The organism is Rhodococcus sp. IEGM 1381, assembly GCF_030056795.1.
Classification (GTDB): Bacteria; Actinomycetota; Actinomycetes; order Mycobacteriales; family Mycobacteriaceae; genus Rhodococcoides.
The window spans coordinates 1-22,023 of sequence record NZ_JASHKQ010000016.1; the positions used below are offsets into that span (position 1 = coordinate 1).

The window sequence follows — 22,023 nt, forward strand, 5'->3', positions numbered from 1 at the left end:
CGTAGACGTTGGCCGGGATCTCGGTGGGGAGCAGTTCGTCGCCGGTTTTGGCGAGGACGCGTGCGACGTCGAGGGCGACGTTTCCGACGCCGAGGACGGCGACTTTCTCGGCGTCGAGGGGCCAGGTGCGGGGGACGTCGGGGTGGCCGTCGTACCAGGAGACGAAGTCTGCGGCGCCGTAGCTGCCGTCGAGGTCGATGCCGGGGATGTTCAGGGCGCGGTCGGCGTTGGCTCCGGTGGAGAAGATGACGGCGTCGTAGAAGCGGCGTAGGTCGTCGAGGTTGATGTCGGTGCCGTAGTCGATGTTGCCGAGGAGGCGGACCTGTGGCTTGTCGAGGACCTTGTGCAGGGCGGTGATGATGCCTTTGATGCGGGGGTGGTCGGGGGCGACGCCGTAGCGGATGAGTCCGAACGGGGCGGGCATCCGTTCGAAGAGGTCGATGCTCACGCCCGGTCCGCTGACATTGTGGTCGGACTTCATGAGCGCGTCGGCGGCGTAGATGCCTGCCGGTCCGGCACCGACGATGGCGACGCGGAGAGGACGAGTCTGATCAGTCATGTGCAGCGAGCTACCTTCTTCGAGGGAAGTGCGGACACCCCAGCATAAATTAAGCATCACCTGAGCTGGGGCAGTGGGCAACTTGCCGTATTTCCCGGTTTCCGGTAGGAATTGACCCGTGCAGACGACATACCTGGTCCGACGGTTCACCGTCGACTTCTGTCGTACCTGCACCAACATGTGTTGTCGGTGACCTGACCCGACGCCCATCCCCTCCCTGAACAGGACGGGAACCCCTCTATCGACGGCAGCGCTGCCTGAATCAGCCCTTCGCCGTGTACAGATCCGAGGACACATGACCACCCTGGAACAGACCGCCACCCTCACGCTCGACAAGCTCGGTCCGTCGTTCGGTGCCGAGGTCATCGGCCTCGACGTCGCCTCGGCGTCCGATGCGCAGATTCACGCCGTGTGCCGAGCGCTCGTCGAGCACAAGGTTCTGGTGCTGCGCGGGCAGACTCTCGACGACGCCGCACACGTCGAATTCGGCCGTCGTCTCGGCGACCTCACGGCCGGTCACCCGGTGCACGACAGTGGGCACGTCGCCCCCGAGGTCTACGCGCTCGACAGTCAGGACAACGGTTTCGCCGACGTCTGGCACACCGACGTGACGTTCATGGAGCGTCCACCGATGGGTTCGATCCTGCGGCCCGTCGTCCTGCCACCACACGGCGGCGACACCAACTGGGCCGACAGCCAGCTCGCCTACGAGTCCCTCTCGGCGCCGGTACGTCGAATGATCGATGGGCTCAACGCAATTCACGACGGCAACCGCGAGTTCGGCTACTACCTCGCGCAGAAGCGCGGCGGTAAGGGCAACGTGTGGGACGGCAAGGAAGTCACAGCGCTGGTCCCCGTCGAACATCCCGTCGTGCGGGTGCATCCGGAAACCGGCCGCAAGGGGCTGTTCGTCAATCCGGGTTTCACCTCCCACATCGTGGGCGTGTCGGAGGCCGAGAGCCGCGGAATCCTGGATTTGTTGTATGCGCACCTCACCAAGCCCGAACACGTCGTGCGACACCGCTGGCGTCTCGGCGATCTGGTGCTGTGGGACAACCGCAGCACCTCGCACTACGCCAATCGTGATTACGGCACCGAGCACCGCAAGATGCACCGCATCACGTTGCGAGGAGACATTCCCGTCGGACCCCGATAGTGCCGGGCCCGTCGGATCGAGGAAGATTGGCCGCATGGCGTCGTGGAGTGAACGTAGGCAGCAGTGGGTCGACAGTCGTGAGGAAGCACGCAACAACGCTTCCCAAGCGGCCGCAGACTCCGGTGAGCAGCGTCCGCCCAATGCGTGGCCGTTCATCATCGCTGCGGGCATCGTCGTCGTTGTGCTCGTCGGCATTTTCGCGGCGTCGAAGTTCGCCCCCGCCGAGAACAACGTGACGCAGGCCCAGCTGCTCACCGACGCCGTCGACGGATTCCTCGAGGCACAGAACTCCGGCGATGCGGATCTGTTGCGCGAGAACACGTGCTTCGACCAGGTTGCGCTCCTCATTACCGGCGACGACGCGCAGTACCGAACCGATCGCGCAAGCGAGGTCGATAGCAACGGCGAGACGTCCATCGACGGGGTGCCGTCGGAGTACGAGGTCAACGGCGACCGCGGTGTGGTGAAGGTCCCGCTGAAGGAAGAGAAGTCCGGAGTGCAGACCGACGACCAGTGGAAGTTCGTCCGCGTCGACGACAAGTGGCTGGTGTGCAATGTCTGATCTTGGTATGTGTGACGTAACGGCAAGTGACGGAAGGCTGATCCAGTGACCTATGCAGGCGACATAACCCCGGAAGCGGCCTGGGAGTTGTTGCAGAGCAACCCCGAGGCCGTGCTCGTGGACGTTCGGACGCGCGCCGAGTGGCAGTACGTCGGCGTCCCGGACACCTCGGACATCGACCGCCCGACGCACCTGATCGAGTGGGTCAGCTACCCCGACGGTGCCCGCAACACCGACTTCGTCGATGACCTGAAAGCCGCAGGCGTGGAAGGCGATCGGCCGGTGGTCTTCCTGTGCCGCTCCGGTCAGCGGTCCATCGGTGCCGCCGAAGCCGCGACGGCAGCGGGCATCGGTCCGTCCTACAACGTGCTCGACGGCTTCGAAGGTGCCACCGACGCCGACGGCCACCGCGGAGCCACGGGTTGGCGTGCGGTCGGGTTGCCCTGGAGGCAGTCGTGACGAACCTTCCCAAAGGTGGGGGTTTCGAGAAGCCGCTGCCCGACGGGGTGGGTCAGGCAACGCTGGGAGTACGCGGCGGCCTGATGCGATCCGGGTTCGACGAGAACGCCGAAGCGCTCTATCTCTCTTCGGGTTTCGTGTACGAGAGTGCCGGTGCGGCCGAGCAGGCGTTCACCGGCGACATCGATCATTTCGTGTACTCGCGTTACGGCAACCCGACAGTGAAGATGTTCGAAGAGCGGCTGCGGTTGATCGAGGGTGCCGAGGCATGCTTCGGGACGTCCAGTGGCATGTCCGCGGTGTTCACCGCGCTCGGCGCACTCCTGAAGGCCGGTGACCGATTGGTCGCTGCGCGTAGCCTTTTCGGGTCGTGCTTCGTGGTGTGCAACGAGATTCTGCCGCGCTGGGGAGTCGAGACCGTCTTCGTCGACGGCGAAGACCTCGAGCAGTGGGAGCAGGCGCTGTCGGTGCCGACGACGGCGGTGTTCTTCGAGACCCCGTCCAACCCGATGCAGTCGTTGGTCGATGTCAGGCGCGTTTCCGAGCTGGCGCATGCTGCCGGAGCAACGGTGGTGCTGGACAACGTGTTCGCGACGCCGCTGCTGCAGCGCAGTCTCGAACTCGGGGCCGACGTGGTCGTGTACTCGGGCACCAAGCACATCGACGGTCAGGGCCGGGTACTCGGCGGGGCAATCCTGGGCTCGAAGGAATACATCGAAGGCCCGGTGCAGACGCTGATGCGGCACACCGGCCCGGCTTTGAGCCCGTTCAATGCCTGGACGCTGCTCAAGGGACTGGAGACGATGCCGGTGCGGGTGCGGCATTCGGTGAACTCGGCGCTGCAGATCGCCGAGTTCCTCGAAGCTCACCCTGCGGTGCGCTGGGTGAAATACCCGTTCCTGCAATCTCATCCGCAGTACGAGTTGGCGAAGTCTCAGATGTCGGGCGGCGGTACCGTCGTGACCTTCGAGCTCGAAGCGACTGAGGGGGAGGGCAAGAAGCGCGCCTTCGAGGTGCTCGACGCGTTGCGCATCGTCGACATCTCCAACAACCTGGGCGACGCGAAGTCGCTCATCACTCACCCGGCCACCACCACGCACCGCGCCATGGGGCCGGAAGGTCGTGCAGCAGTGGGCATCACCGACGGCGTCGTGCGCATTTCCATCGGCCTCGAGGACGTTGAGGATCTGATCGGAGACCTGGACCAGGCACTGAAGTAGCGGGGCCGAGGGTCTGGCTGCTCGGCCTGGTCCGGGTCAGGGCTCGAAGACGCTGAGCACGGTCCTGAATTTGGCTGTCGTTTCGTCGAGTTCGGCGTCGGGGTCGGAATCTTCGACGATGCCGCCACCTGCGGTGGCCGTTCCGGTCAGCCCATCCGCCGAGAGTTCGATGCAGCGAATCGTAACCATCCATTCGCCGTCGCCGCTGCCGTCGGTCCACCCGACGGCACCGGCGTAGAAGCCGCGTGAGCCCTCGACGTTTGCGATCGCAGCCATGGCCGCGGCTCGGGGAACGCCGGCGACGGCAGCGGTGGGATGTAGTGCCAGCGCGAGGTCGAGTGCAGTGGTCGCGGGATCGGCCAAGGTGCCGACGATGGGCGTCGACAGGTGCCATAGCTGTGGAGTGCTGCTGAGTTGGGGTGACTCGGGCACATCGAGCGTCTCGCAGTACGGCTCCAACGCAGCACGGATCTCGTCGACGACGAATCGGTGCTCGGCCTGATCCTTGGCGCTGGCTGCCAACGCCGCGGAGATGCGTACTTCTTCGTCTGGATCGGTGGAACGCGCAGCCGTTCCGGCAAACGGATGGCAGCTGACGATGTTGCCGCGCTTGCGAACCAGCAACTCGGGACTCGAGCCGACGATGTGCCCACCCGAGTCGCCAGTGGGAGAAAGGTCCGCCAGAAAGCCGTTGCCCATCGGATCGCGGGAAACCAAAGCGCTCAACATCGAGGCGGGATCGATCGGTGAATCCGCGGCCAATTCGATGGCCCGCGCCAGCACGATCTTATCGGCCACACCGGCTTTCACTTGCTCGATGACATCCCGCACTCGCTGCACATGGACGTCAGGATCGGGAATCTGACGTGCGACGGTGACCATCGGCAACGGCGGCAGTTCGTCCGATGTCGACCAGGGGCCGTCGAGTCGGTAGAACTCCTCCGGTTCGATCAGCGCGGTGGCGTCGGACATGTCGAAAGGCAGTGCGCCGACGACGTTTCGGCCCTTGCGGACCGCGGCCACCGCGTCGGAGATATCGGGAAAAGCGTGCCGGACGCCCAGTCCGACGACATGGTGATCCTGGCGGGAGAGTACGAATTCGAGTGTCATCAGAACGGGTTCTGAGTGCGGCCCACCAGGTCTGCGACGGAATCGAGGACCTTGGTGGGGCGGTACGGATACTGCTCGACGGATTGGACGGTCGAGATCCCGGTGAGGACCAGGATGGTCTGCAGCCCGGCTTCGAGACCGGAGAGCACGTCGGTGTCCATCCGGTCGCCGATCATCAGCGTGTTCTCGGAATGTCCGCCGATCGCGCGCAACGCCGAACGCATCATCAACGCGTTGGGCTTGCCCACGTAGTACGGCTCTTTGCCGGTTGCCTTGGTGATGAGAGCGGCCACCGATCCGGTCGCCGGCAGCGAGCCTTCGCGGGACGGTCCGGTGGCGTCGGGGTTGGTGGCGATGAAGCGCGAGCCCTTTTCGACGAGACGAATGGCGGTGGTGATGGCCTCGAACGAGTAGGTGCGGGTCTCACCGAGCACCACGTAGTCGGGGCTCGAGTCGGTGAGCGTGTAGCCGATGTCGTGCAGGGCCGTGGTCAGACCCGACTCGCCGACGACGTACGCGCTGCCCCCGGGCCGCTGATTTCCGAGGAACGTCGCGGTGGCGAGAGCGGAGGTCCAGATGGACTTCTCCGGAATGTCCAGACCGGTGAATGCTAGACGGGCCCGCAGGTCACGTGGGGTACGGATGGAATTGTTCGTCAGCACGATGAACGGGATCTCGTTGGCCTGCAGCTCGGCGAGGAACGTGTCGGCACCGGGGATCAGGTGATCCTCGTGGACGAGCACGCCGTCCATGTCCATCAGGTACGTCCACTGCTGGGGCTTCTCGGTTTCGCTCACCCGTCCATTGTGAACTACCGGGTCGTTCCGCCGGCTGCGCTCCTGCTACTAGCTCGCCTGCCGCTCGTCGGTACGTCGTGAATTAGCGCGGTGCACCAGCCGTTCGCGGGCCGTCGTGCCACCCCACACTCCGAACGGTTCGTTGGCTGCCAACGCGAACCGCTTGCATGCGTCGAGCACTCCGCAGCCGGCGCACACCTGCTTGGCGCGATCCTCGCGTTGGCGACGCGCCGTTCGCCCCTCACCCGACGGGGAGAAGAAGATCTCCGAGTCCTGACCTCGGCACAGTGCATCGATCTGCCAGTTCCAGGTTTCGGCGGTGGAGGAGATTCTGCGTTCGATCATGGCGATTGCGGTGTTCTTCGACGTGGCAGAGCTGTTCGGCATCGTGGCGACCCATTCCTTTCGTCGACGCTGCGCGAGACCCAGCCCGCACAGAACGATTCGCTACCGAAAAGGCTCGCCGCGTCGAGGGCGCGACGCAATGGTTGAAATCAGGCTGATTCGAGGGGCCTATGCTCGGTGCGCTGCTGACGTCCGCGGTGTGTTCCAGCATCGTCGGGTCGTGAGTGTTCGTGGCATGGTGGCGGTATGACTCGGCCGCTCAGGTTTTCCGCATTCGTCATGAACACCACGTCTCATATCGTGCACGGTGCGTGGCGCAAGCCGGAGGCGGAGCAGACCGATTTCTCCTCGTTGGAGCATTGGGTGTCGTTGGCGAAAGAACTCGAGCGCGGCAAGTTCGATTTCATATTCTTTGCCGATGTCGTGGGACTGTACGACGACTATCAGGGTTCGTGGGAGAAGTTCGTCGAATCCGGATTGCAGATTCCCAGCAACGATCCCACCGTGATCGCGTCGGCGATCGCTTATGCGACAGAGCATCTCGGTATCGCGTTGACGTCGTCGATTCTGCAGGAGCATCCGTTCAACTTCGCGCGGAAGATGTCCACGCTCGATCACGCGTCGGGTGGCCGCATCGCCTGGAACATCGTGACGAGTCTGTCGCCCAACGCCTGGCGCAACTTCGGCTTCGGAGATATGGCTCTCCACGAGGATCGATATGCCTGGGCGGACGAGTACGTCGATGTTGTGTACAAGCTGTGGGAAGGGTCGTGGGACGACGGAGCGTTGTTGCAGGACAAAGAATCCGGTCGGCACGGCGACTTCTCGAAGGTGCACAAGATCGATCATGTCGGCGCGCGCTACAGCGTCGAGGGCCCGCATCTCGTGGCTCCGTCTCCGCAGCGGACGCCGTTGTTGTTCCAGGCCGGATCATCTCCGACAGGCCGACGCTTCGCCGCGCGTAACGCCGAGGCCCAGTTCATTGCTTCTCCGACACCCGAGGCCGCGCGCTCGCTCATCTCCGACACGCGCCGTCTGGTCGTCGAGGCCGGTAGGTCCGCGGAGGACCTCGAATTCTTCCAGGGTCTGTCGTTCGTCATCGGGAGCACCGAGGCCGAAGCGGCACGTAAAGCCGCCGAGCTGGACGAGTACGTCGACGAGTCCGCGATCATCGCGCACGCTGCAGGCGGGATCGGCGTGGACCTCGGTTTCTACGATCTCGATACGCCGATCGGGGAGGTCGAGGCACAAGGTTCACTGAGTACATTGCAGTGGCTCCGAGAGGCCATACCCGACCGGGAACCCACCGTCCGAGATCTTGCCCGGATGCGGAGTCGTAGCGGCCGTGTCGTGGGAACGCCGGAATCCATCGCAGACCGGCTCGAGCAGTGGCGCGCCGTCGGGGTCGACGGGATCAACGTCATCAACTCGACGATCCCGGGCAGCTACCTGGAGTTCATCGAGCATCTGACGCCGGTTCTTCAGCAGCGCGGGCTTGCGCAACGCGAGTACGGACAGGGCACCGTTCGAGGCAAACTCACCGGACGGGACAGGCTGCCCGCGTCGCATCCGGCGGCCCGATACCGGGGTGCCTTCAGCTGACACCAGGCCGATCAGGCGGGTGGCATGGGTTGAAATCATCGTGAATGCAAACCCGAAGTAACACTCGCACTTGACTTTTCAATCTGAAGTTCTATAGATTCCTGGCACCATCCAGAGCGACCGAGAGACCTTGGCTCGATGACGTCGCAGGGGCGTGTCGTCGTCGTCAGCCTTTCGCGTTGGTGTTGTGATTGAGCGCCGCGGCGATCCAGAATTCCAGCGCCGATTCGCCCGTCAGTGCCATTACGTCGACGGTGATCCACCTTTGGCCGATCGAGCGATTGCGGCCCATGACAGCGTGGTGGGCTCCGTCGCGCTGGAGGTATTCGGGTTCACGGACCCCATCAACCCGAACCAGTAGCGCACTGCCTCTGCCGACACAAACCACCATCTTGTCCCGCACCAGGAATGCCAGACCGCCGAACATCTTCTGCTCGCGCAGACTTTACTGATCAGAGAGGATCCCGACAACGCGCTCTGAGAAGCTCGTCGTACGCCATGTGCTTGCGCCCCTCCGATGGTCGTTGCCCTCATCGAAGACTTGAGCGGTATTGGGCGCAACCGTGGATCTCCCGATGTGCGGCATTCCGTTGGCTTAAGCGCAGGGTCGACTGCAGACAGGGCTGTGCCCTGATACTGGTGTGGGTCGCTAGGCGGGTTGTCGTGGTTCCTCGTCGCCTGCATCGCCGGTCTCGGTGAAGTCGTTGTGCTGGTCGGGTGGGTACAGCACTTCTTCTGGATGGTGTGCGTGATTGATCAGCCCGCGGCGCCTGGGGTCCATTCCTGTGGGTGGGTGCCACAGCGTGCGGCCCGGATATCGATGTCCTGCTCCGGTTTTGGTCGTCGCCCACTTGCCGGGCCCGGTGCCGACGAGTGCGTGGTGCATGTCGCAGCCGAAGGTCAGGGAGTCGATGTCGGTGGGTCCGCCCTCGACCCAGTCGGTGACGTGGTGGGCTTGGCACCAGGTCGCCGGGCGGGTGCACGAGGGGAAGCTGCAGCCACGATCGCGGGCGATGAGCACGATGCGTTGGTCGGCGGAGGCGATGCGTTTGGATCGGCCCAGGTACAGGGCTCTGCCGTCGTCGTCGAAAATGGTCAGGTAATGGTGGGCGTGCGAGGCCATTCGGATCGCGTCGCGAATCGAGACGCGGGATCCGGTGGCGGTCATGGCGTAACCGCAGCCGGCTTCGAGGTCCTTCAGAGTCATGGTGACGATAGCGGTGACAGGCAGGCCACGGTGTGTCCCGAGAGTCCCGGAGGCGAGTGTGTGCCGAAGTGCCATCTTCAGGGCGTCGTGTCGGCGTTCGTTCTGGGTGCGCATATCCCGCGCGGCAGCAGCGTCCCGCACTGCGGTGTCCGGTGCATCATCGTCAAGGTCATCGTCGCCGCCGGCGTCGGATGCGGAGTGGCCGCCGGGTTCAGCAGTGTCTGCAGCGTCGTCGGAGCCGTCGGAGTCGTCGGAGTCGTCGGAGTCGTCGGAGTCGAGCATGTCTTCGGGCTCTGTGCCGCAACCACAGTCGAGACCACCTTCGCAGTCGCAGCGTCCGCCTTCACTCTCGTTGGCCGTGTCACGGCCGGGCCGCCCGCCATCGTTACCATCGCAACCCGACTCACTCCACAGGCCTGCATCGCTCGACCCTGCATCGCGGGACGTCGGCTCGGGCTGCGGCGCGCCGGACTTGCTGTCGTCTTCGGTCTCGTGGACGACCGACGTCGGGTCTGCAGGGTTGTTCACTCCCGGCTTCGCGGCCTTGGAGAACAAAGCCTCGAGGTAGGCGCGTAGTTCGGGGTCGACGCAGAAGCTTCCTTCCGACATCCCGTCGGCACCCTGCTCACCGAGATAGAAGAACGCATCGCGTCGTTTGCGTGGCTTGGCCTTACCGTCTTCGTCCTCGTCGTAGTCGCCGTCGGGGTTGAGGATCGAGTCCAGGTTCGCCACCAACGGAGCGAAGTCGTCGGGGCGTCTGGTCGATGCGTACCCCACCAATTGCTCTTCGGCGAGGTCCCGCGTCTGCGGATCGACACTCGAGGGCAGATGGCGGAAGAATTCGCGGATCATCTGTACATGCTTGGCATCGAGCAACCCCGCCCGCAACGCGTCCGCGGTCCTCGGCAACAGGGGCGGGAGGACCTCACCGGAGAACGCGGTTCGGTCACCCAATTCCGCAGCCAGACGCACCCGAGCGCCCGCTGTTCGTGGGGTGATCCGCAGCATCCACGCCACCGAGCACGGCACCGAGCCTGGATACACATCGAGACCGTGTTGAGCGATCAATTCGTTGAGCCAGGTGTGCGAGTAGGCAGTGACAGACCTGGTGAGGGCGTCCATGCGTTGGATCACCGCACGTCGGTCGGCGTTCGTCCACGACACCGACCCCTGCCCGGCCAGCTCGGCGACCGCGGACTCGACCCGATCCACCAGCACCGACAATTCTGGATCGGACACCTCAGGGGCGGGCGGCACCGTCTCGATGCCGTCCACCCCTGATCCGCCGTCCCCCGAAAGCATGTAGAGAATCTATCGCGACCCACCGACAAGTTTTCGAACATGCGTTCCCGCTCGCACTCGGCTGTCGAAACGGCCGAGTCGTAGCACCGCACTATGTGGCGGATTACACATCGGCCACAAGTGTGACGTTGTCGATTTTTCGTAACGACGAGTCGCGTAAATGCTGGTGGCGGCGTTCAATATCCCCCAAGGCGGACGTAGCGACCACAGCATCGTTGCTTGCATCGGTGACGAAAGCCACTGCTTGGCTGTATCTCCGAACTCGAGTGTCGAGCCGGTGTCCGATGTTGTGTGTTGACCCAGTGGGGATGATCGACATGAACGACGCATTTCGTTTCGCCGCTTCGTGCAGTTCACCGAAGGAACTGATCACTCGACTCCAGTTCGGTACGACGGACCTGTGGCCGGAGGATGTTGCCCTTCCGGCCCGTTGGCGCTACATGGCCGACCTCATCGATTCCGATCGGGGCATACTCGTCGAACTCGACGGTGCACTGTCGACGCCGGTTGTGGACGCGCTCGTTGCGACGGCAGAATTGTGCAGGCAATCGGCCGCCGAGTCTGTGCCCGCGGCCGATTGGGAGTATCTCCGAAGGGCTTTGGGATGGCTCGAGCGCGGTAGTTCCGGTGTCGATCGAGCTCTCATCGCCGTGGGGGACGAGTTGGCACTCATGGGGCTCGACGGGGTGGAACAGGACTTCTCGGTCGCGACCTGGCTGTGCATGGACGTGCTGGATAGGTTTGCCGCCGCTGGCGACACAGTCGGGTATTGGGTTGAGTATGTGAACAGATGCGAGTCGAATTTAGCTGAGCAGCATACTGATTCAGGTCATGTCGGCAGCGAGAGCGCTGAACTGTCGGTAGCCGTTTGATTGACAGTCGCGGAACAGTCGTTGCCGAACGCGCGGATTCAGCGGATTTCGATGGCGATTTTCCGTTCACATGCCGGCTGCGTTGATGCGCAATTGCTTGCTGGAATTGATCGAGCAGATAGCGAGCCGTCGGCGGCCGCGACCTGTCCGTTCGAAGCACGACGAACGCCATGTTCGAGGTCGGAGCCGTATTCGACCGGGACAGCATCACGCCGATGTTGGAGGTCAGCAGTTCACTCGGACGAGGTATTCCTCAAAGCGTGCAGTCGGATCCGGGGACAGCTTTCGCCGCGGCGACAATGGCGTCGACTATTCGGTCTCGGTTCCGATCGATGAACAGTTGATCTCGCGAATACAGGGCACCGTGCTCGTGGTTCGGCCCGTCCCTGACTGCGAGTTTCAATGCCCCGAGTCTGGCGATGACGATGTCGGAGAGTTCGTCGGCCCGAGGGTCGGGACAGATCGTGAAGATTCGGCGCAGCCTGTCCCATCGATCGGTGTTCGGGGACCATCCTCCGTCGGAGAAGTTGTCGGCACTGCAGAGTGGCGCGAATCGATAGGCGAAATAGGCCAGATCGTCGATGCGTCGCCCCGGCCCGGCTTCGTCGAAATCGATCAACGCGACGGCTCTGGATCCCTCGAAGACGAAGTTGTACGGAGATGCATCCCAGTGGCAGACCACCTCGGGTTCGACGCCGTCGGGCAGATGTCGGGCGTGGCCGACGGGCAACCGCAGACCGACGGTGAGGTGGTGCAATCGACTTAAGATCCGGACAGCGCTCTCCAAAGCGTCGACGCTGCGAATGGCGGCCGGCATCGGGTAGTTCCCCGCAGTCCCATGCCGATACGTGAGTATTTCTCGGCCCTGACCATCCACTCCCAGAAAGCGCGGAGCGTAGGGATAACCCTTGTGCTCCAACTCTTTCAGGAGATCGTGTACGGCAGCCGAGTGGTCTCCCGTTACTCGACGCACCGTCTCGGCCACCCGGTGAACGACGGTGCTGTTGCCTCCCGACAACGGCATTTCCGTCTCGTCCTTCATGCTTCTACGTTCTCATGTCGATGTAGGAGTGCACGCGGGAAACCGCGCCGATCCTCACCCAAGTTGGCAACTGCGCGGACCCTCTCGTAGTATCGGGAACGTAGGACCATCCAGAGCGACCGAGAGACCTGGCTCGATGACGTCGCAGCAACCCCCCGCTTGTCGGGTGAGGGTGCTACCGCCGGGACCGATGGAGGAAACGCACGTGAATACTCGAGTCGCCTCAGGTTTCGTCGACGGATGTCGCCGGATTCATGTCGATCTGTGCCGTCTGAACGGTTCGACCTGTCTTAGCTGACATTTCGGCACCGTACTTTTCGACACCACACCTCATCATCTGCACGTTCTCCTTCCTGGGCACACATGGCTCGGACGCGGGAGTTCTCGTGCGATCGACCAGATACCGGAGACACCCACGTGTCCACTCGCCCTGTTCTTTTGGTGGCCGGAGTAATCGCCGCCACCGCCACACTGCTCGCCGGGTGCGCAGGTAGCGCCAACACCTCGGCCGCCGACGCGGGCCCACCGCAGTCCGGAGGGACGCTGCGTTACGGCCTGTCCGGGGCTCCTACCTGCTCCGACCCGGCTCAGGCGGGTACAAATCAAACCATCTACGTCACCCGGCAGGTGGTCGATTCGCTTACCGACCAGAACCCTGAAACCGGAGAAGTAGAGCCATGGTTGGCTGAGAGTTGGGAGGTCGGCGCCGACGCGAAGTCCTTCACCTTCCAGCTGAAAGACGGTGTGACGTTCAGTGACGGCACCCCGCTCGATGCCACCGCCGTAAAGGACAATTTCGACGCCATCACCGGTGCTCTCGGTGCCGCCAAGGCACCGCTCGCTGCCAGTTACCTGACCGGATATCAAGGTGCCACGGTCGTCGACCCGCTCACGGTCCGCATCGACTTCTCGGCACCCAATGCGCAGTTCCTGCAGGCGAGTTCGACGCCTCAGCTCGGAATTCAGTCCACTGCAACGTCGGCACAGTCGGCCGAGTCGCGGTGCTTGGGTACCAACATCGGATCGGGACCGTTCACCTACGCGGACTACCAGCAGGACCGTTCCGTCATCTTGGCCAAGCGCACCGGATACAACTGGGGCTCTGCGGTATTCGGTCACGAGGGCGAGGCGTACCTGGACCGTATCGAGTTCACCATCGTGCCCGAATCGGGTGTACGTACCGGCAGTCTTTCGTCTGACCAGCTCGATGCCGTCAGCGACGCGCTACCGCAGGACGCTCCACAGATCGAGGCGACCGGTGGCCGGATCCTGACGGCATCCAATCCGGGCGTTCCGTTCGGCATTCAGCCCAACGTCACTCGCGGTGCGCTACAGGACCCCGCCGTCCGGACGGCCTTGGTGCCGGCGATCAACCGTCAGGAACTCGTCGATACGGTCCTCGGACCCGACTTCCGAACAGCGACAAGCACGTTGGCCAGCGCCACCCCGGGTTACGTCGAGCTCGCCGATGTCACCTACGATCCCGAGAAGGCGAAGTCGCTACTCGACGCGGCCGGATGGGTTCCCGGTGGAGGCGGCATCCGTGAAAAGGACGGGCAGAGGCTGAGTTTCAAGGTCATGTATTCAGCGGTGTTCGCCGGCAACCAGGCGATTCTGGAGCTGACCCAGCAGCAATTGCGCGCGGTGGGTGTCGACCTACAGCTCGAGCTGGTCTCCAATTCGGAGGCGACGGCACGGCAGGGCACGAAGGACTACGACTCCACGTACTACAACAGCACACGCGCCGACGGTGACATTCTGCGCACCTCGTTTGCCGTGGACGGACGGAACTTGAACGCGCGCGGCCCGATTCCGGATCTGGACGCCTCGTTGACCGATCAGCTCTCGACCACCGACGTTGCGGCGCGCAACGAGATCCTCGCAACCGCGCAGCAGCAGGTGCTCGACAATGGATTGTGGATTCCCACGATCGAGCTGTCGCAGGCCGTCGGCGCGGCGTCGACATTGCAGGATCTGAAGTTCGAGGCGTCCGCTCGCCTGCAGTTCTTCGACACTTGGCTGAGCGGGCAGTAGAGCCATGACCCGCTACATCGGACAGCGAGTACTGCAGGCACTGGCGGTGCTGTGGGCTGCGTTCACGATCTCGTTCATCGTGCTGTTCCTCCTTCCCTCGGACCCGGTCAGTCTTGCCGTGGACTCGGCCGGCTCGGGAACCCCGGCAGATGCTGCGGCGATCGCTGAACTGCAGGCTCGTTACGGTCTCGATCAGCCGGTGCTGGTGCAGTACTGGCACTCGCTGGTTGGGGCCGTGCAGGGTGATTTCGGATTGTCCATCGCCACCGGCCAGCCGGTGACGACGGCCATTCTCGACGCGGTGCCCAGCACACTCGGCTTGGCGGGGACGGCCCTGGTGCTGGCCGTCGTATTCGGATCAGCGGTGGCCTACGCAGCCACGTACACCCAGATCGTATGGCTGAAGAACCTGCTGCTCGCGCTCCCACCGCTCGGGGTGGCGGTGCCGACGTTCTGGGTAGGACTACTGCTGCTGCAACTGTTCTCGTTCCGACTGCGCTGGTTCCCGGCGTTCGGTGACGACGGGGCAGCGTCGTTGGTGCTGCCTGCGGTGACACTGGCACTGCCGACCGGTGCTGTCATCGCTCAGGTCTTGGCTACCAGCATGGCCACCACGTGGAAGCAGCCGTTCGTGGATGTGGCTCGCGCCAAGGGGGTCTCACGCCTTCGTGTGCAGACGCGACACGTTCTGCGACTGTCCTCGATCCCGGCCTTCACGATTGCCGGAGTCTTGGTGGGCACCCTGCTGGCCGGATCGGTGGTGGTCGAGACGGTGTTCTCGCGCGCCGGAGTCGGACGGCTGACCCAGACATCGGTGCTGGCCCAGGACATTCCGGTGGTGCAAGGCATCGTCGTTCTGACCTCGCTGGTCTTCGTCCTGGTCAATCTCGCAGTCGACCTGCTCTATCCGCTGATCGATCCGCGCATCGTGCGCGAGTACCGGCCCGCGCAGGCCAGTACAGAACCGGAGAAAGCCCATGTCTGACATTTTGATTCGTGAACCTGCCGCCCAATCGGCAATTCCTGTGGCAGGCGAAGAAGCACCGGCACCCACGCGGCGACGGGGTCCGCGGGATGTGTTGAAACACATCTGGCTCGGTGCCTCCGTGATCGTGCTGTTGCTGGCGCTCGGGTTCGCGCTGTTCCCGTCTGTCTTCGCAAGCGGCGACCCGCTGGTGGGTACACCGGCGGACAAGCTCCAGGCACCCAGCGCGTCGCATTGGTTCGGCACCGACAACATCGGCCGTGACGTATTCACCCGAGTGGTCCATGGTTCCGGACTGTCTCTGACGGCAACGCTATTGGCAGTCGGTATCGCCCTGGTGGTCGGCTCGATCATCGGTCTGGTTTCGGGGGCCGTCGGCGGAATCGTCGACGCGGTGCTGATGCGAATTGTCGATGTGTTGCTGTCGATTCCAACGTTGTTGCTCTCGTTGGCGCTGGTGACCGCTCTGGGCTTCGGCACCGTCAACGTCGCTATCGCCGTCGGCGTCACGCTGATTGCCAATTTCGCCAGAGTGATGCGCTCGGAGGTACTGCGGGTGCGCAGATCGCTGTACGTCGAAGCGGCTTACGCCTCGGGTGTGCGGTGGTTCGATGTCTTCCGCAGGCACATCCTCAGAAACTCGTGCGGCCCTGTGATCGCACTCGCTGCAGTCGAATTCGGTATGGCGGTTCTTGCGGTATCGGCGCTGAGCTTCCTCGGTTTCGGCGCTGCTCCGCCCACCCCGGAGTGGGGATCGCTGATTTCCGAGGGCCGCAACTTCCTGGCCACGGCCTGGTGGATGACCACACTGCCGGGATTGGTGATCGTGGCCGTCGTCGTGTCCGCGCACCGCCTAGGGCATGCACTCGAGAGGCGATCACAATGAGCCCCATTCTCGAAGTAGAGAATCTGCACGTGAATTACGGTGAGACGACCGCAGTCTCCGGCATCGGGTTCACCGTCGACCGCGGTGAAGTGGTGGCCGTGGTCGGTGAGTCGGGGTCCGGAAAGTCGACGATTGCCCACGCCCTCATCGGTCTGCTCGCGGGTTCCGGCCGCATCGTGGGCGGATCGGTGACGTTCGACGGGCAGCGGCTCGACACAGCCTTGGACAAGACGTTGAACCGGTTGCGCGGCCGTCATATCGGGCTCGTCCCGCAGGATCCGACCACCTCACTGAACCCGGTGGTTCGCGTCGGCGACCAGGTTGCCGAGGTGCTGCGGGTGCACGGCCTCGCAGATCGCCGGTCCGCGAAGGTCGAGGCAATTCGCATCCTCACCGAAGCCGGTCTGGACAACCCCGAGGTGCGGGCGCGGCAGTATCCGCAGGACCTGTCCGGTGGGCAGCGTCAGCGCGTGTTGATCGGAATCGCTCTCGCGTGCCGCCCGGAACTGGTGATCGCCGACGAGCCGACCAGCGCCCTGGACGTCACCGTGCAGCGACGCATCCTCGACCATCTCGACGCCAGGATCGCCGAAACCGGTGCCGCTGTCCTGCTGATCACTCATGACCTGGGTGTCGCTGCGGATAGAGCCGATCGCCTCATCGTCATGAGCGCGGGCCGGATTGTCGAAACCGGCCCCACCGCAGAGGTACTGGCATATCCGACGCACGCATATACGCGTCAACTGTTGGCCGCGGCACCGTCGCTGAACACAACCGTACGACCCACGCGTACCACGGTCGGCGAGCCGATACTGACGGTCAGCGACGTCTCGAAGCGGTTCACCATAGGCCGCGGCGTCCACCTCGATGCGGTCAAGGGAGCCACGTTGACCGTCGAACGTGGGCGCACCGTGTCGCTCGTCGGCGAATCCGGTTCCGGCAAGTCTACTTTGGCGCGCATCGCGATCGGTCTCGAGACCGCGTCGTCGGGTTCGGTCACGTTCGACGGTGTGGACATCACCGGTCTGCGTGGCAAGGCCAGGCGCGAACTGCGGCGGCGTGTTCAGATCGTCTATCAGAACCCGTACGCCTCACTGAACCCGAAGTTGCGGGTCGGCGAGATCGTGCGAGAACCGTTGGACGCGTTCACGGTCGGTTCCTCGCGTGAGCGTTCCGAGCGTGCCCGGACGCTGCTCGATCAGGTGGCGCTCACCGGCGATTACCTGGCCCGCCGGCCGGCCGAGCTCTCCGGCGGGCAGCGCCAGCGCGTAGCCATCGCCCGAGCGTTGGCTCTCGCACCGGAACTGGTGGTGCTCGACGAGCCGGTCTCGGCCCTCGACGTATCGGTGCAAGCACAGATCCTGACGCTGCTCGACGACTTGCAGTCCGAGCTGGGTCTGAGCTACCTCTTCATCTCGCACGATCTGGCCGTGGTACGTCAAATCAGCGACACCGTGGCCGTCATGCAATCCGGCGCCATCGTGGAATACGGCGACACCGCAGCACTGTTCGACAATCCACAGCAGGACTACACCCGCGAGCTACTCGGGGCCATACCCGGAAGCGCGCACGAGAAAGCGAGCACCAGTGTCTGACAAGCTGTTCCTGACCGCGATAGAGCTGAAAGGCACCGGCGCACATCCGCAGGCCTGGCGTCGTCCCGATTCTCGCGCCGAAGACCTGTACACAGCAGGGTTCTGGGTCGACCAGCTCCAGGCTGCAGACCGAGCGGGTGTCGATCTCGCGTTCCTGGGCGATTCGTTCGCCAGTCGTACTCTCGAGGCCGCAGCCATCGCGGCGCGGGTAGCCGCCCTCACCGAGAAGATCGGGCTGGTGCCCACGATCACCGTTACGCACACCGAGCCGTTCCACATCTCGAAGCAGATCGCGAGCCTCGATTTCGCTTCCCACGGTCGGGCCGGATGGCAGGTCGAGGTGAGTCCGGGTGCCGAGCAGGCAGCGCTGTTCGGTCGGAAAGCGGAGCAGGACAACGACAGCCTGTGGCGCGAAGCGGACGAGGCAATCGAGGTCGTCACCAGGCTCTGGGACAGCTGGGAAGACGACGCGGAGATCCGTGATGTCGAGTCGGGGCGGTTCATCGACCGAGACAAGCTGCACTACATCGACTTCGAGGGTGAGAACTTCTCGGTCAAGGGTCCGTCGATCACTCCGAGGTCTCCTCAGGGACAGCCGCTGGTCGTAATTCGTGGCGACTCCACGGAGTCCGTGTCGGTGGCCGCTGCGCGTGCCGGCATCGTCCGAATCGTCGCCGACACGGTCGATGATGCGGCAACGACCGCCGCCCGCATTCGACGGGCCGTCGTTGCCGAAGGCCGGGACCCGGCCGACGTGTTCGTTCTGCTGGACGTGGAGACCTTGGTATCCAATTATGCCGCTGAAGAACTCGCTCAGCTCGACAACTGGGCGGGGAACGTCAGGGCCGCTGAGAGCGTGTCGCATATCGGCGATCTCGCCGGGCTGCATCTGCTCTTGGGTTCCATCGAAGCAGCCGGTCTGGACGGTGTGACGCTGGTACCGCTCGCGTTGCCGTCGGGAATCCGATCACTACCGGCCACCGACAACCGCAGCGGATCGACTCTGCGCGAGCGTCTCGGCCTGACGCGTCCCGCCAATCGCTATGCACTCGAAGGGAAGAGCCTGTGACGAAGAAGCAGATACATCTGGGTGCCCATTTCCCCGGCGTCAACAACACGACCGTCTGGGCAGATCCGGAATCGAAGAGCCAGATCGAGTTCGATTCGTTCGTGCACCTCGCGGAATCGGCCGAGCGCGGCCTGTTCGACTTCTTCTTCCTCGCCGAGGGACTGCGACTTCGCGAGCATCGCAACAAGATCCATGACCTCGATGTCGTCGGAAGACCCGACACCCTCACCGTCCTCAACGCTCTTGCATCGGTGACGACCAAGCTCGGACTGGCCGGGACGATCAACACCACGTTCAACGAACCGTTCGAGCTTGCTAAACAATTCTCGTCGCTGGACCATCTGTCCGACGGTAGGGCGGCATGGAACATGGTGACGTCCTCGGATGCGTTCACCGGCGAGAACTTCAGGCGAGGCGGCTATCTCGATCGTGCCGACCGTTACGTGCGGGCCAACGAAATCATCGACGTTGCGCGAAGGCTCTGGGATTCTTGGCAGTCCGACGCGTTCGTCGTCGATCGGGAGCGGGGAATCTTCGGTCGCGAGTCCGAGATCCGAACCGTGAGGCATACCGGGCCGCAGTTCGAGGTCGAGGGCCGCTTCACACTGCCGCGTAGTCCGCAGGGGCATCCAGTTCTGTTGCAGGCAGGCGATTCCGACCAGGGCCGCGAATTCGGTGCGGCGAAGGCTGACGCCATCTTCACCATCCACGGCACGCTAGAGGACGGACAGAAGTTCTACTCCGACGTCAAGGGTCGGCTCGCCAAGTACGGCCGCGAGCACGACGACCTGAAAGTGCTGCCCGCCGCGACGTTCGTGCTCGGTGATTCGGCGCAGGACGCCGCCGAGAAGGCGGACCACATCCGGCATCAGCAGGTGAGCGGTAAGACGGCTATTTCGTTCCTCGAACAGGTGTGGGGACAGGACCTGTCCGCGTACGACCCGGACGGTCCGTTGCCCGATATCGAACCCAACGGTGACGTGTCCATCACCCGTGGGCGTGCGAGACACGGCGACCCCAGAACCATCGCCCAGCGGTACCGCGAGCGCGCGGAAGCAGACAACCTGAGCATTCGTGAACTGATCATCGCGATGACGACGCGGCAGCAGTTCGTCGGAACCCCTGCGCACGTGGCCGAGGAAATCGACAGCTACGTGCAGAACAACGCGAGCGACGGCTTCATCCTCGTCCCGCACATCACCCCAGCCGGCCTCGATGAATTCGTCGATAGAGTGATTCCGGAACTTCAGGACCGCGGTAGCTTCCGCACCGAATACGCCGGAACCACCTTGCGCGACCATCTCGGTCTGCGGCACCCGTACGAACAGCGTGAAGGAGTGCGAGCATCATGAGCGATTTCGAGCAGGACTGGAAGCAATGGCATGCCGACCGAGAGGCGTCCTACGGTGATCCTCTGGGTTGGGTGTCCTTGACCGGTTTGTACTGGTTGACGGATGAATTCGAGACCGTCGCGGACCTTCCCGGCCGTTGGAAGGCCAATGCCGACTCGGTGACCGTCGAGGGGTTCGACGGCGTGACGGCGCTGAATCCGGTGGAGGGAGCCCCGGGCATCCTGGTCGAGGACGGCGATCGGCGGATCGAGGTGATCCGTCGGACCGGTTCCGTCGCGCTGCGGGTACACGACCCGAGAGCACAAACCCTGCAGTCCTACGACGGTATCCCGGCCTACGAGCCGAACGAGAAGTTCCTTGCCACCGGGACGTTCACCCCGTACGACTCGCCGGTCACCGTCACGACCGGGGCCGTGGTGGAAGGACTCGAACACCACCACTCGGCCGTGGGCACTCTGGACTTCGAGCTGGCCGGCACCGCGCAGCGGCTGATTGCGTTCGGGGGCACCGGCAATGGTCTGAAGGTCCTGTTCACCGATGCCACGAGCGGGGTGACCACCTATCCGGCTGCGCGGATCCTGGCAGTGCCCGCTCCGGTAGACGGCACCGTCGTTCTCGATTTCAACCGGGCATCCAACCTTCCGTGCGCGTTCACCGACTACGCCACGTGCCCGGTCGCGCCTGCCGAGAACAGGCTGACTGTCGCTGTCGAGGCAGGGGAGAAGAACCCGAGATGACGCGAGTTCCGTTGTCCGTTCTCGATCTGTCCCCGATCAGCGAGGGGTCGACCGTCCAGCACGCGCTGCGAAACACGGTCGACCTTGCACGCCAGACCGAGGAGTGGGGTTACGAGCGCTATTGGGTGGCCGAGCACCACTTTGTGGCGGCGGCCAGTTCTTCACCCGCAGTGTTGATCGGTCTGATTGCCGCTGCCACCAATTGGATTCGCGTCGGATCGGCCGCGGTCCAGCTCGGTTTCACAACAGCTGCTGCCGTCGTCGAATCCTTCGGGACAGTTGACGCTCTGTATCCGGGACGCATCGATCTGGGTGTCGGTCGATCCGGGCAGCGCAGAGCAGCAGCCCTGGCCGGTGCGCAACAGGCTGCGCCCGAACGCGCGGTGGCTTCGGAGCCCGGTGGACTGTTCCCGGTTGCCCCCGCTGCGGCGACCCCGCGCAAGACCCCGCTGCTGGCTGCGTCTTTGGCTGCGTTGCAGCAACCCCACGCTCAGGCCCCAGATTTCCATGAGCAACTCGACGACCTCGCTGCGTTGCTTGCCGGTAGCTACGAGCGCGACGGGGTGCCGTTGACGGCACGCCCGGGTGTCGGGGCCGACGTGGCGCTGTGGCTGTTCGGCAGCAGTGCTGGGCCGACTGCCCGTGAGGCAGGTGCCCGTGGTCTGCCGTTCGCGGCGAGCTATCACTTCAGCCCGGGTACGACTCTCGAGGCGATCGACGAGTATCGCCGTGCTTTCGTGCCGTCGGCTCGGCTGTCCTCGCCGTACGTGGCGGTGTCGGCCGATGTGGTTGTCGCAGAAACGGATTCGCGGGCCCGAGAGCTTGCAGCGTCTTTCCCGCAATGGGTACACAGCATTCGCAGCGGTAGAGGTGCGATCGAGTATCCGAATCCGAAAAATGTGACACCCCTGACCGACAAGGAGTATCAGCTCGTCGCGGATCGAGTGGGCACACAGGTCGTCGGGTCTGCTGCGACAGTCGCCGAAAAGCTCGATGGTCTACAGCGAGCCACCGGAGCCGACGAACTGGTGATCACCTCGGCCACGCACGACCATGCGGACCGGCTGCGCTCGTACGAATTGCTCGGTAAAGAATGGGGACTGCCGCGCCTGCGGGTCTGAGCGGAACATTT

21 protein-coding genes and 1 riboswitch are annotated in these 22,023 nt (G+C 63.8%); of the genes, 14 read left to right on the forward strand and 7 right to left on the reverse strand.

The window, feature by feature from the left end; all coding sequences use genetic code 11:
• The coding region (locus QM797_RS22330) for an FAD-dependent oxidoreductase (RefSeq protein WP_283277855.1) at positions 1–559 on the reverse strand (559 nt) is incomplete at its 3' end.
• 295 nt (positions 560–854) lie between these two features.
• On the opposite strand from QM797_RS22330, the gene QM797_RS22335 reads away from it, so the two are divergent.
• Genes QM797_RS22335 through QM797_RS22350 form a run of 4 tightly spaced genes read left to right on the forward strand, consistent with a single transcriptional unit; the run spans position 855 to position 3,956 of the window.
• Positions 855–1,715, forward strand: a complete 861-nt coding sequence (locus QM797_RS22335; protein ID WP_283277856.1) for a TauD/TfdA dioxygenase family protein — start codon at positions 855–857, stop codon at positions 1,713–1,715.
• Between the two features lie 34 nt (positions 1,716–1,749).
• On the forward strand, positions 1,750–2,277 hold the full coding sequence (locus QM797_RS22340) for an Rv0361 family membrane protein (RefSeq protein WP_283277857.1): 528 nt from the start codon (positions 1,750–1,752) through the stop codon (positions 2,275–2,277).
• Positions 2,278–2,322: 45 nt separating this feature from the next.
• A complete protein-coding gene (locus tag QM797_RS22345) occupies positions 2,323–2,736 on the forward strand; it encodes a rhodanese-like domain-containing protein (protein WP_283277858.1) in 414 nt (137 codons plus the stop codon).
• On the forward strand, positions 2,721–3,956 hold the full coding sequence (locus QM797_RS22350; protein WP_502942382.1) for an O-succinylhomoserine sulfhydrylase: 1,236 nt from the start codon (positions 2,721–2,723) through the stop codon (positions 3,954–3,956). Before QM797_RS22345 ends, QM797_RS22350 begins: the two co-directional genes overlap by 16 nt.
• 36 nt (positions 3,957–3,992) lie before the next feature.
• Here the strand turns inward: QM797_RS22350 and QM797_RS22355 are convergent, their stop codons facing one another.
• The 3 genes from QM797_RS22355 to QM797_RS22365 form a co-directional block, all read right to left on the reverse strand.
• Positions 3,993–5,066, reverse strand: a complete 1,074-nt coding sequence (locus QM797_RS22355) for an isochorismate synthase (RefSeq protein WP_283277860.1) — start codon at positions 5,064–5,066, stop codon at positions 3,993–3,995.
• Positions 5,066–5,824: an HAD-IIA family hydrolase gene (locus QM797_RS22360; RefSeq protein ID WP_068053998.1), complete on the reverse strand. Its 759-nt coding sequence runs from the start codon at positions 5,822–5,824 to the stop codon at positions 5,066–5,068. Before QM797_RS22360 ends, QM797_RS22355 begins: the two co-directional genes overlap by 1 nt.
• 87 nt (positions 5,825–5,911) lie before the next feature.
• Positions 5,912–6,250: a WhiB family transcriptional regulator gene (locus tag QM797_RS22365; RefSeq protein WP_283277861.1), complete on the reverse strand. Its 339-nt coding sequence runs from the start codon at positions 6,248–6,250 to the stop codon at positions 5,912–5,914.
• A gap of 204 nt (positions 6,251–6,454) precedes the next feature.
• Between QM797_RS22365 and QM797_RS22370 the strand changes: the two genes are divergently transcribed.
• Positions 6,455–7,810, forward strand: coding sequence for an LLM class flavin-dependent oxidoreductase (locus QM797_RS22370; protein WP_283277862.1), 1,356 nt, complete (start codon positions 6,455–6,457; stop codon positions 7,808–7,810).
• A gap of 166 nt (positions 7,811–7,976) precedes the next feature.
• Here the strand turns inward: QM797_RS22370 and QM797_RS22375 are convergent, their stop codons facing one another.
• Both QM797_RS22375 and QM797_RS22380 read right to left on the reverse strand, forming a co-directional pair.
• Positions 7,977–8,237: a TfoX/Sxy family protein gene (locus tag QM797_RS22375; protein ID WP_283277863.1), complete on the reverse strand. Its 261-nt coding sequence runs from the start codon at positions 8,235–8,237 to the stop codon at positions 7,977–7,979.
• Positions 8,238–8,459: 222 nt separating this feature from the next.
• Positions 8,460–10,319, reverse strand: coding sequence for an HNH endonuclease signature motif containing protein (locus tag QM797_RS22380; RefSeq protein WP_283277864.1), 1,860 nt, complete (start codon positions 10,317–10,319; stop codon positions 8,460–8,462).
• Between the two features lie 317 nt (positions 10,320–10,636).
• On the opposite strand from QM797_RS22380, the gene QM797_RS22385 reads away from it, so the two are divergent.
• Entirely contained in the window at positions 10,637–11,191 is a 555-nt protein-coding gene (locus QM797_RS22385) for a hypothetical protein (protein WP_283277865.1), read from the forward strand.
• Between the two features lie 253 nt (positions 11,192–11,444).
• Here QM797_RS22385 and QM797_RS22390 read toward each other — a convergent pair whose 3' ends face one another.
• Positions 11,445–12,233, reverse strand: coding sequence for a phosphotransferase (locus QM797_RS22390; RefSeq protein ID WP_283277866.1), 789 nt, complete (start codon positions 12,231–12,233; stop codon positions 11,445–11,447).
• A 103-nt stretch (positions 12,234–12,336) separates the two neighbouring features.
• Positions 12,337–12,430, forward strand: a riboswitch (SAM riboswitch).
• A gap of 220 nt (positions 12,431–12,650) precedes the next feature.
• On the opposite strand from QM797_RS22390, the gene QM797_RS22395 reads away from it, so the two are divergent.
• From QM797_RS22395 to QM797_RS22430, 8 genes are read left to right on the forward strand one after another with little or no spacing between them, the layout of a single operon-like run.
• On the forward strand, positions 12,651–14,267 hold the full coding sequence (locus QM797_RS22395; protein ID WP_502942379.1) for an ABC transporter substrate-binding protein: 1,617 nt from the start codon (positions 12,651–12,653) through the stop codon (positions 14,265–14,267).
• Positions 14,268–14,271: 4 nt separating this feature from the next.
• Positions 14,272–15,252: an ABC transporter permease gene (locus tag QM797_RS22400; RefSeq protein WP_283277868.1), complete on the forward strand. Its 981-nt coding sequence runs from the start codon at positions 14,272–14,274 to the stop codon at positions 15,250–15,252.
• Complete coding sequence (locus tag QM797_RS22405; RefSeq protein WP_283277869.1) at positions 15,245–16,138, forward strand: ABC transporter permease; 894 nt, start codon at positions 15,245–15,247, stop codon at positions 16,136–16,138. Before QM797_RS22400 ends, QM797_RS22405 begins: the two co-directional genes overlap by 8 nt.
• On the forward strand, positions 16,135–17,733 hold the full coding sequence (locus QM797_RS22410) for a dipeptide ABC transporter ATP-binding protein (RefSeq protein WP_283277870.1): 1,599 nt from the start codon (positions 16,135–16,137) through the stop codon (positions 17,731–17,733). The genes QM797_RS22405 and QM797_RS22410 overlap by 4 nt, the downstream gene beginning before the upstream one ends.
• Complete coding sequence (locus tag QM797_RS22415) at positions 17,726–18,802, forward strand: LLM class flavin-dependent oxidoreductase (protein ID WP_283277871.1); 1,077 nt, start codon at positions 17,726–17,728, stop codon at positions 18,800–18,802. Before QM797_RS22410 ends, QM797_RS22415 begins: the two co-directional genes overlap by 8 nt.
• Positions 18,799–20,154 carry an NtaA/DmoA family FMN-dependent monooxygenase gene (locus QM797_RS22420; protein ID WP_283277872.1) on the forward strand — a complete coding sequence of 452 codons (1,356 nt, stop codon included), beginning with the start codon at positions 18,799–18,801 and terminating at the stop codon, positions 20,152–20,154. The genes QM797_RS22415 and QM797_RS22420 overlap by 4 nt, the downstream gene beginning before the upstream one ends.
• The gene (locus tag QM797_RS22425) at positions 20,151–20,891 is read left to right on the forward strand and encodes a DUF1684 domain-containing protein (protein ID WP_283277873.1); all 741 of its coding nucleotides are present in this window, start codon (positions 20,151–20,153) and stop codon (positions 20,889–20,891) included. Before QM797_RS22420 ends, QM797_RS22425 begins: the two co-directional genes overlap by 4 nt.
• Positions 20,888–22,012: an LLM class flavin-dependent oxidoreductase gene (locus QM797_RS22430; protein ID WP_283277874.1), complete on the forward strand. Its 1,125-nt coding sequence runs from the start codon at positions 20,888–20,890 to the stop codon at positions 22,010–22,012. The genes QM797_RS22425 and QM797_RS22430 overlap by 4 nt, the downstream gene beginning before the upstream one ends.
• Positions 22,013–22,023: the final 11 nt, after the last annotated feature.

What these genes read in the sequence shown, in the direction of transcription:
- QM797_RS22340 (WP_283277857.1), top strand. Translation starts at nt 1,750, where the DNA reads ATGGCGTCGTGGAGTGAACGTAGGCAGCAGTGGGTCGACAGTCGTGAG.
- QM797_RS22430 (WP_283277874.1), top strand. Translation starts at nt 20,888, where the DNA reads ATGACGCGAGTTCCGTTGTCCGTTCTCGATCTGTCCCCGATCAGCGAG.
- QM797_RS22385 (WP_283277865.1), top strand. Translation starts at nt 10,637, where the DNA reads ATGAACGACGCATTTCGTTTCGCCGCTTCGTGCAGTTCACCGAAGGAA.
- QM797_RS22390 (WP_283277866.1), bottom strand. Translation starts at nt 12,233, where the DNA reads ATGAAGGACGAGACGGAAATGCCGTTGTCGGGAGGCAACAGCACCGTC.
- QM797_RS22365 (WP_283277861.1), bottom strand. Translation starts at nt 6,250, where the DNA reads ATGCCGAACAGCTCTGCCACGTCGAAGAACACCGCAATCGCCATGATC.
- QM797_RS22425 (WP_283277873.1), top strand. Translation starts at nt 20,151, where the DNA reads ATGAGCGATTTCGAGCAGGACTGGAAGCAATGGCATGCCGACCGAGAG.
- QM797_RS22370 (WP_283277862.1), top strand. Translation starts at nt 6,455, where the DNA reads ATGACTCGGCCGCTCAGGTTTTCCGCATTCGTCATGAACACCACGTCT.
- QM797_RS22355 (WP_283277860.1), bottom strand. Translation starts at nt 5,066, where the DNA reads ATGACACTCGAATTCGTACTCTCCCGCCAGGATCACCATGTCGTCGGA.
- QM797_RS22400 (WP_283277868.1), top strand. Translation starts at nt 14,272, where the DNA reads ATGACCCGCTACATCGGACAGCGAGTACTGCAGGCACTGGCGGTGCTG.
- QM797_RS22410 (WP_283277870.1), top strand. Translation starts at nt 16,135, where the DNA reads ATGAGCCCCATTCTCGAAGTAGAGAATCTGCACGTGAATTACGGTGAG.
- QM797_RS22405 (WP_283277869.1), top strand. Translation starts at nt 15,245, where the DNA reads ATGTCTGACATTTTGATTCGTGAACCTGCCGCCCAATCGGCAATTCCT.
- QM797_RS22375 (WP_283277863.1), bottom strand. Translation starts at nt 8,237, where the DNA reads ATGTTCGGCGGTCTGGCATTCCTGGTGCGGGACAAGATGGTGGTTTGT.
- QM797_RS22335 (WP_283277856.1), top strand. Translation starts at nt 855, where the DNA reads ATGACCACCCTGGAACAGACCGCCACCCTCACGCTCGACAAGCTCGGT.
- QM797_RS22380 (WP_283277864.1), bottom strand. Translation starts at nt 10,319, where the DNA reads ATGCTTTCGGGGGACGGCGGATCAGGGGTGGACGGCATCGAGACGGTG.
- QM797_RS22360 (WP_068053998.1), bottom strand. Translation starts at nt 5,824, where the DNA reads ATGGACATGGACGGCGTGCTCGTCCACGAGGATCACCTGATCCCCGGT.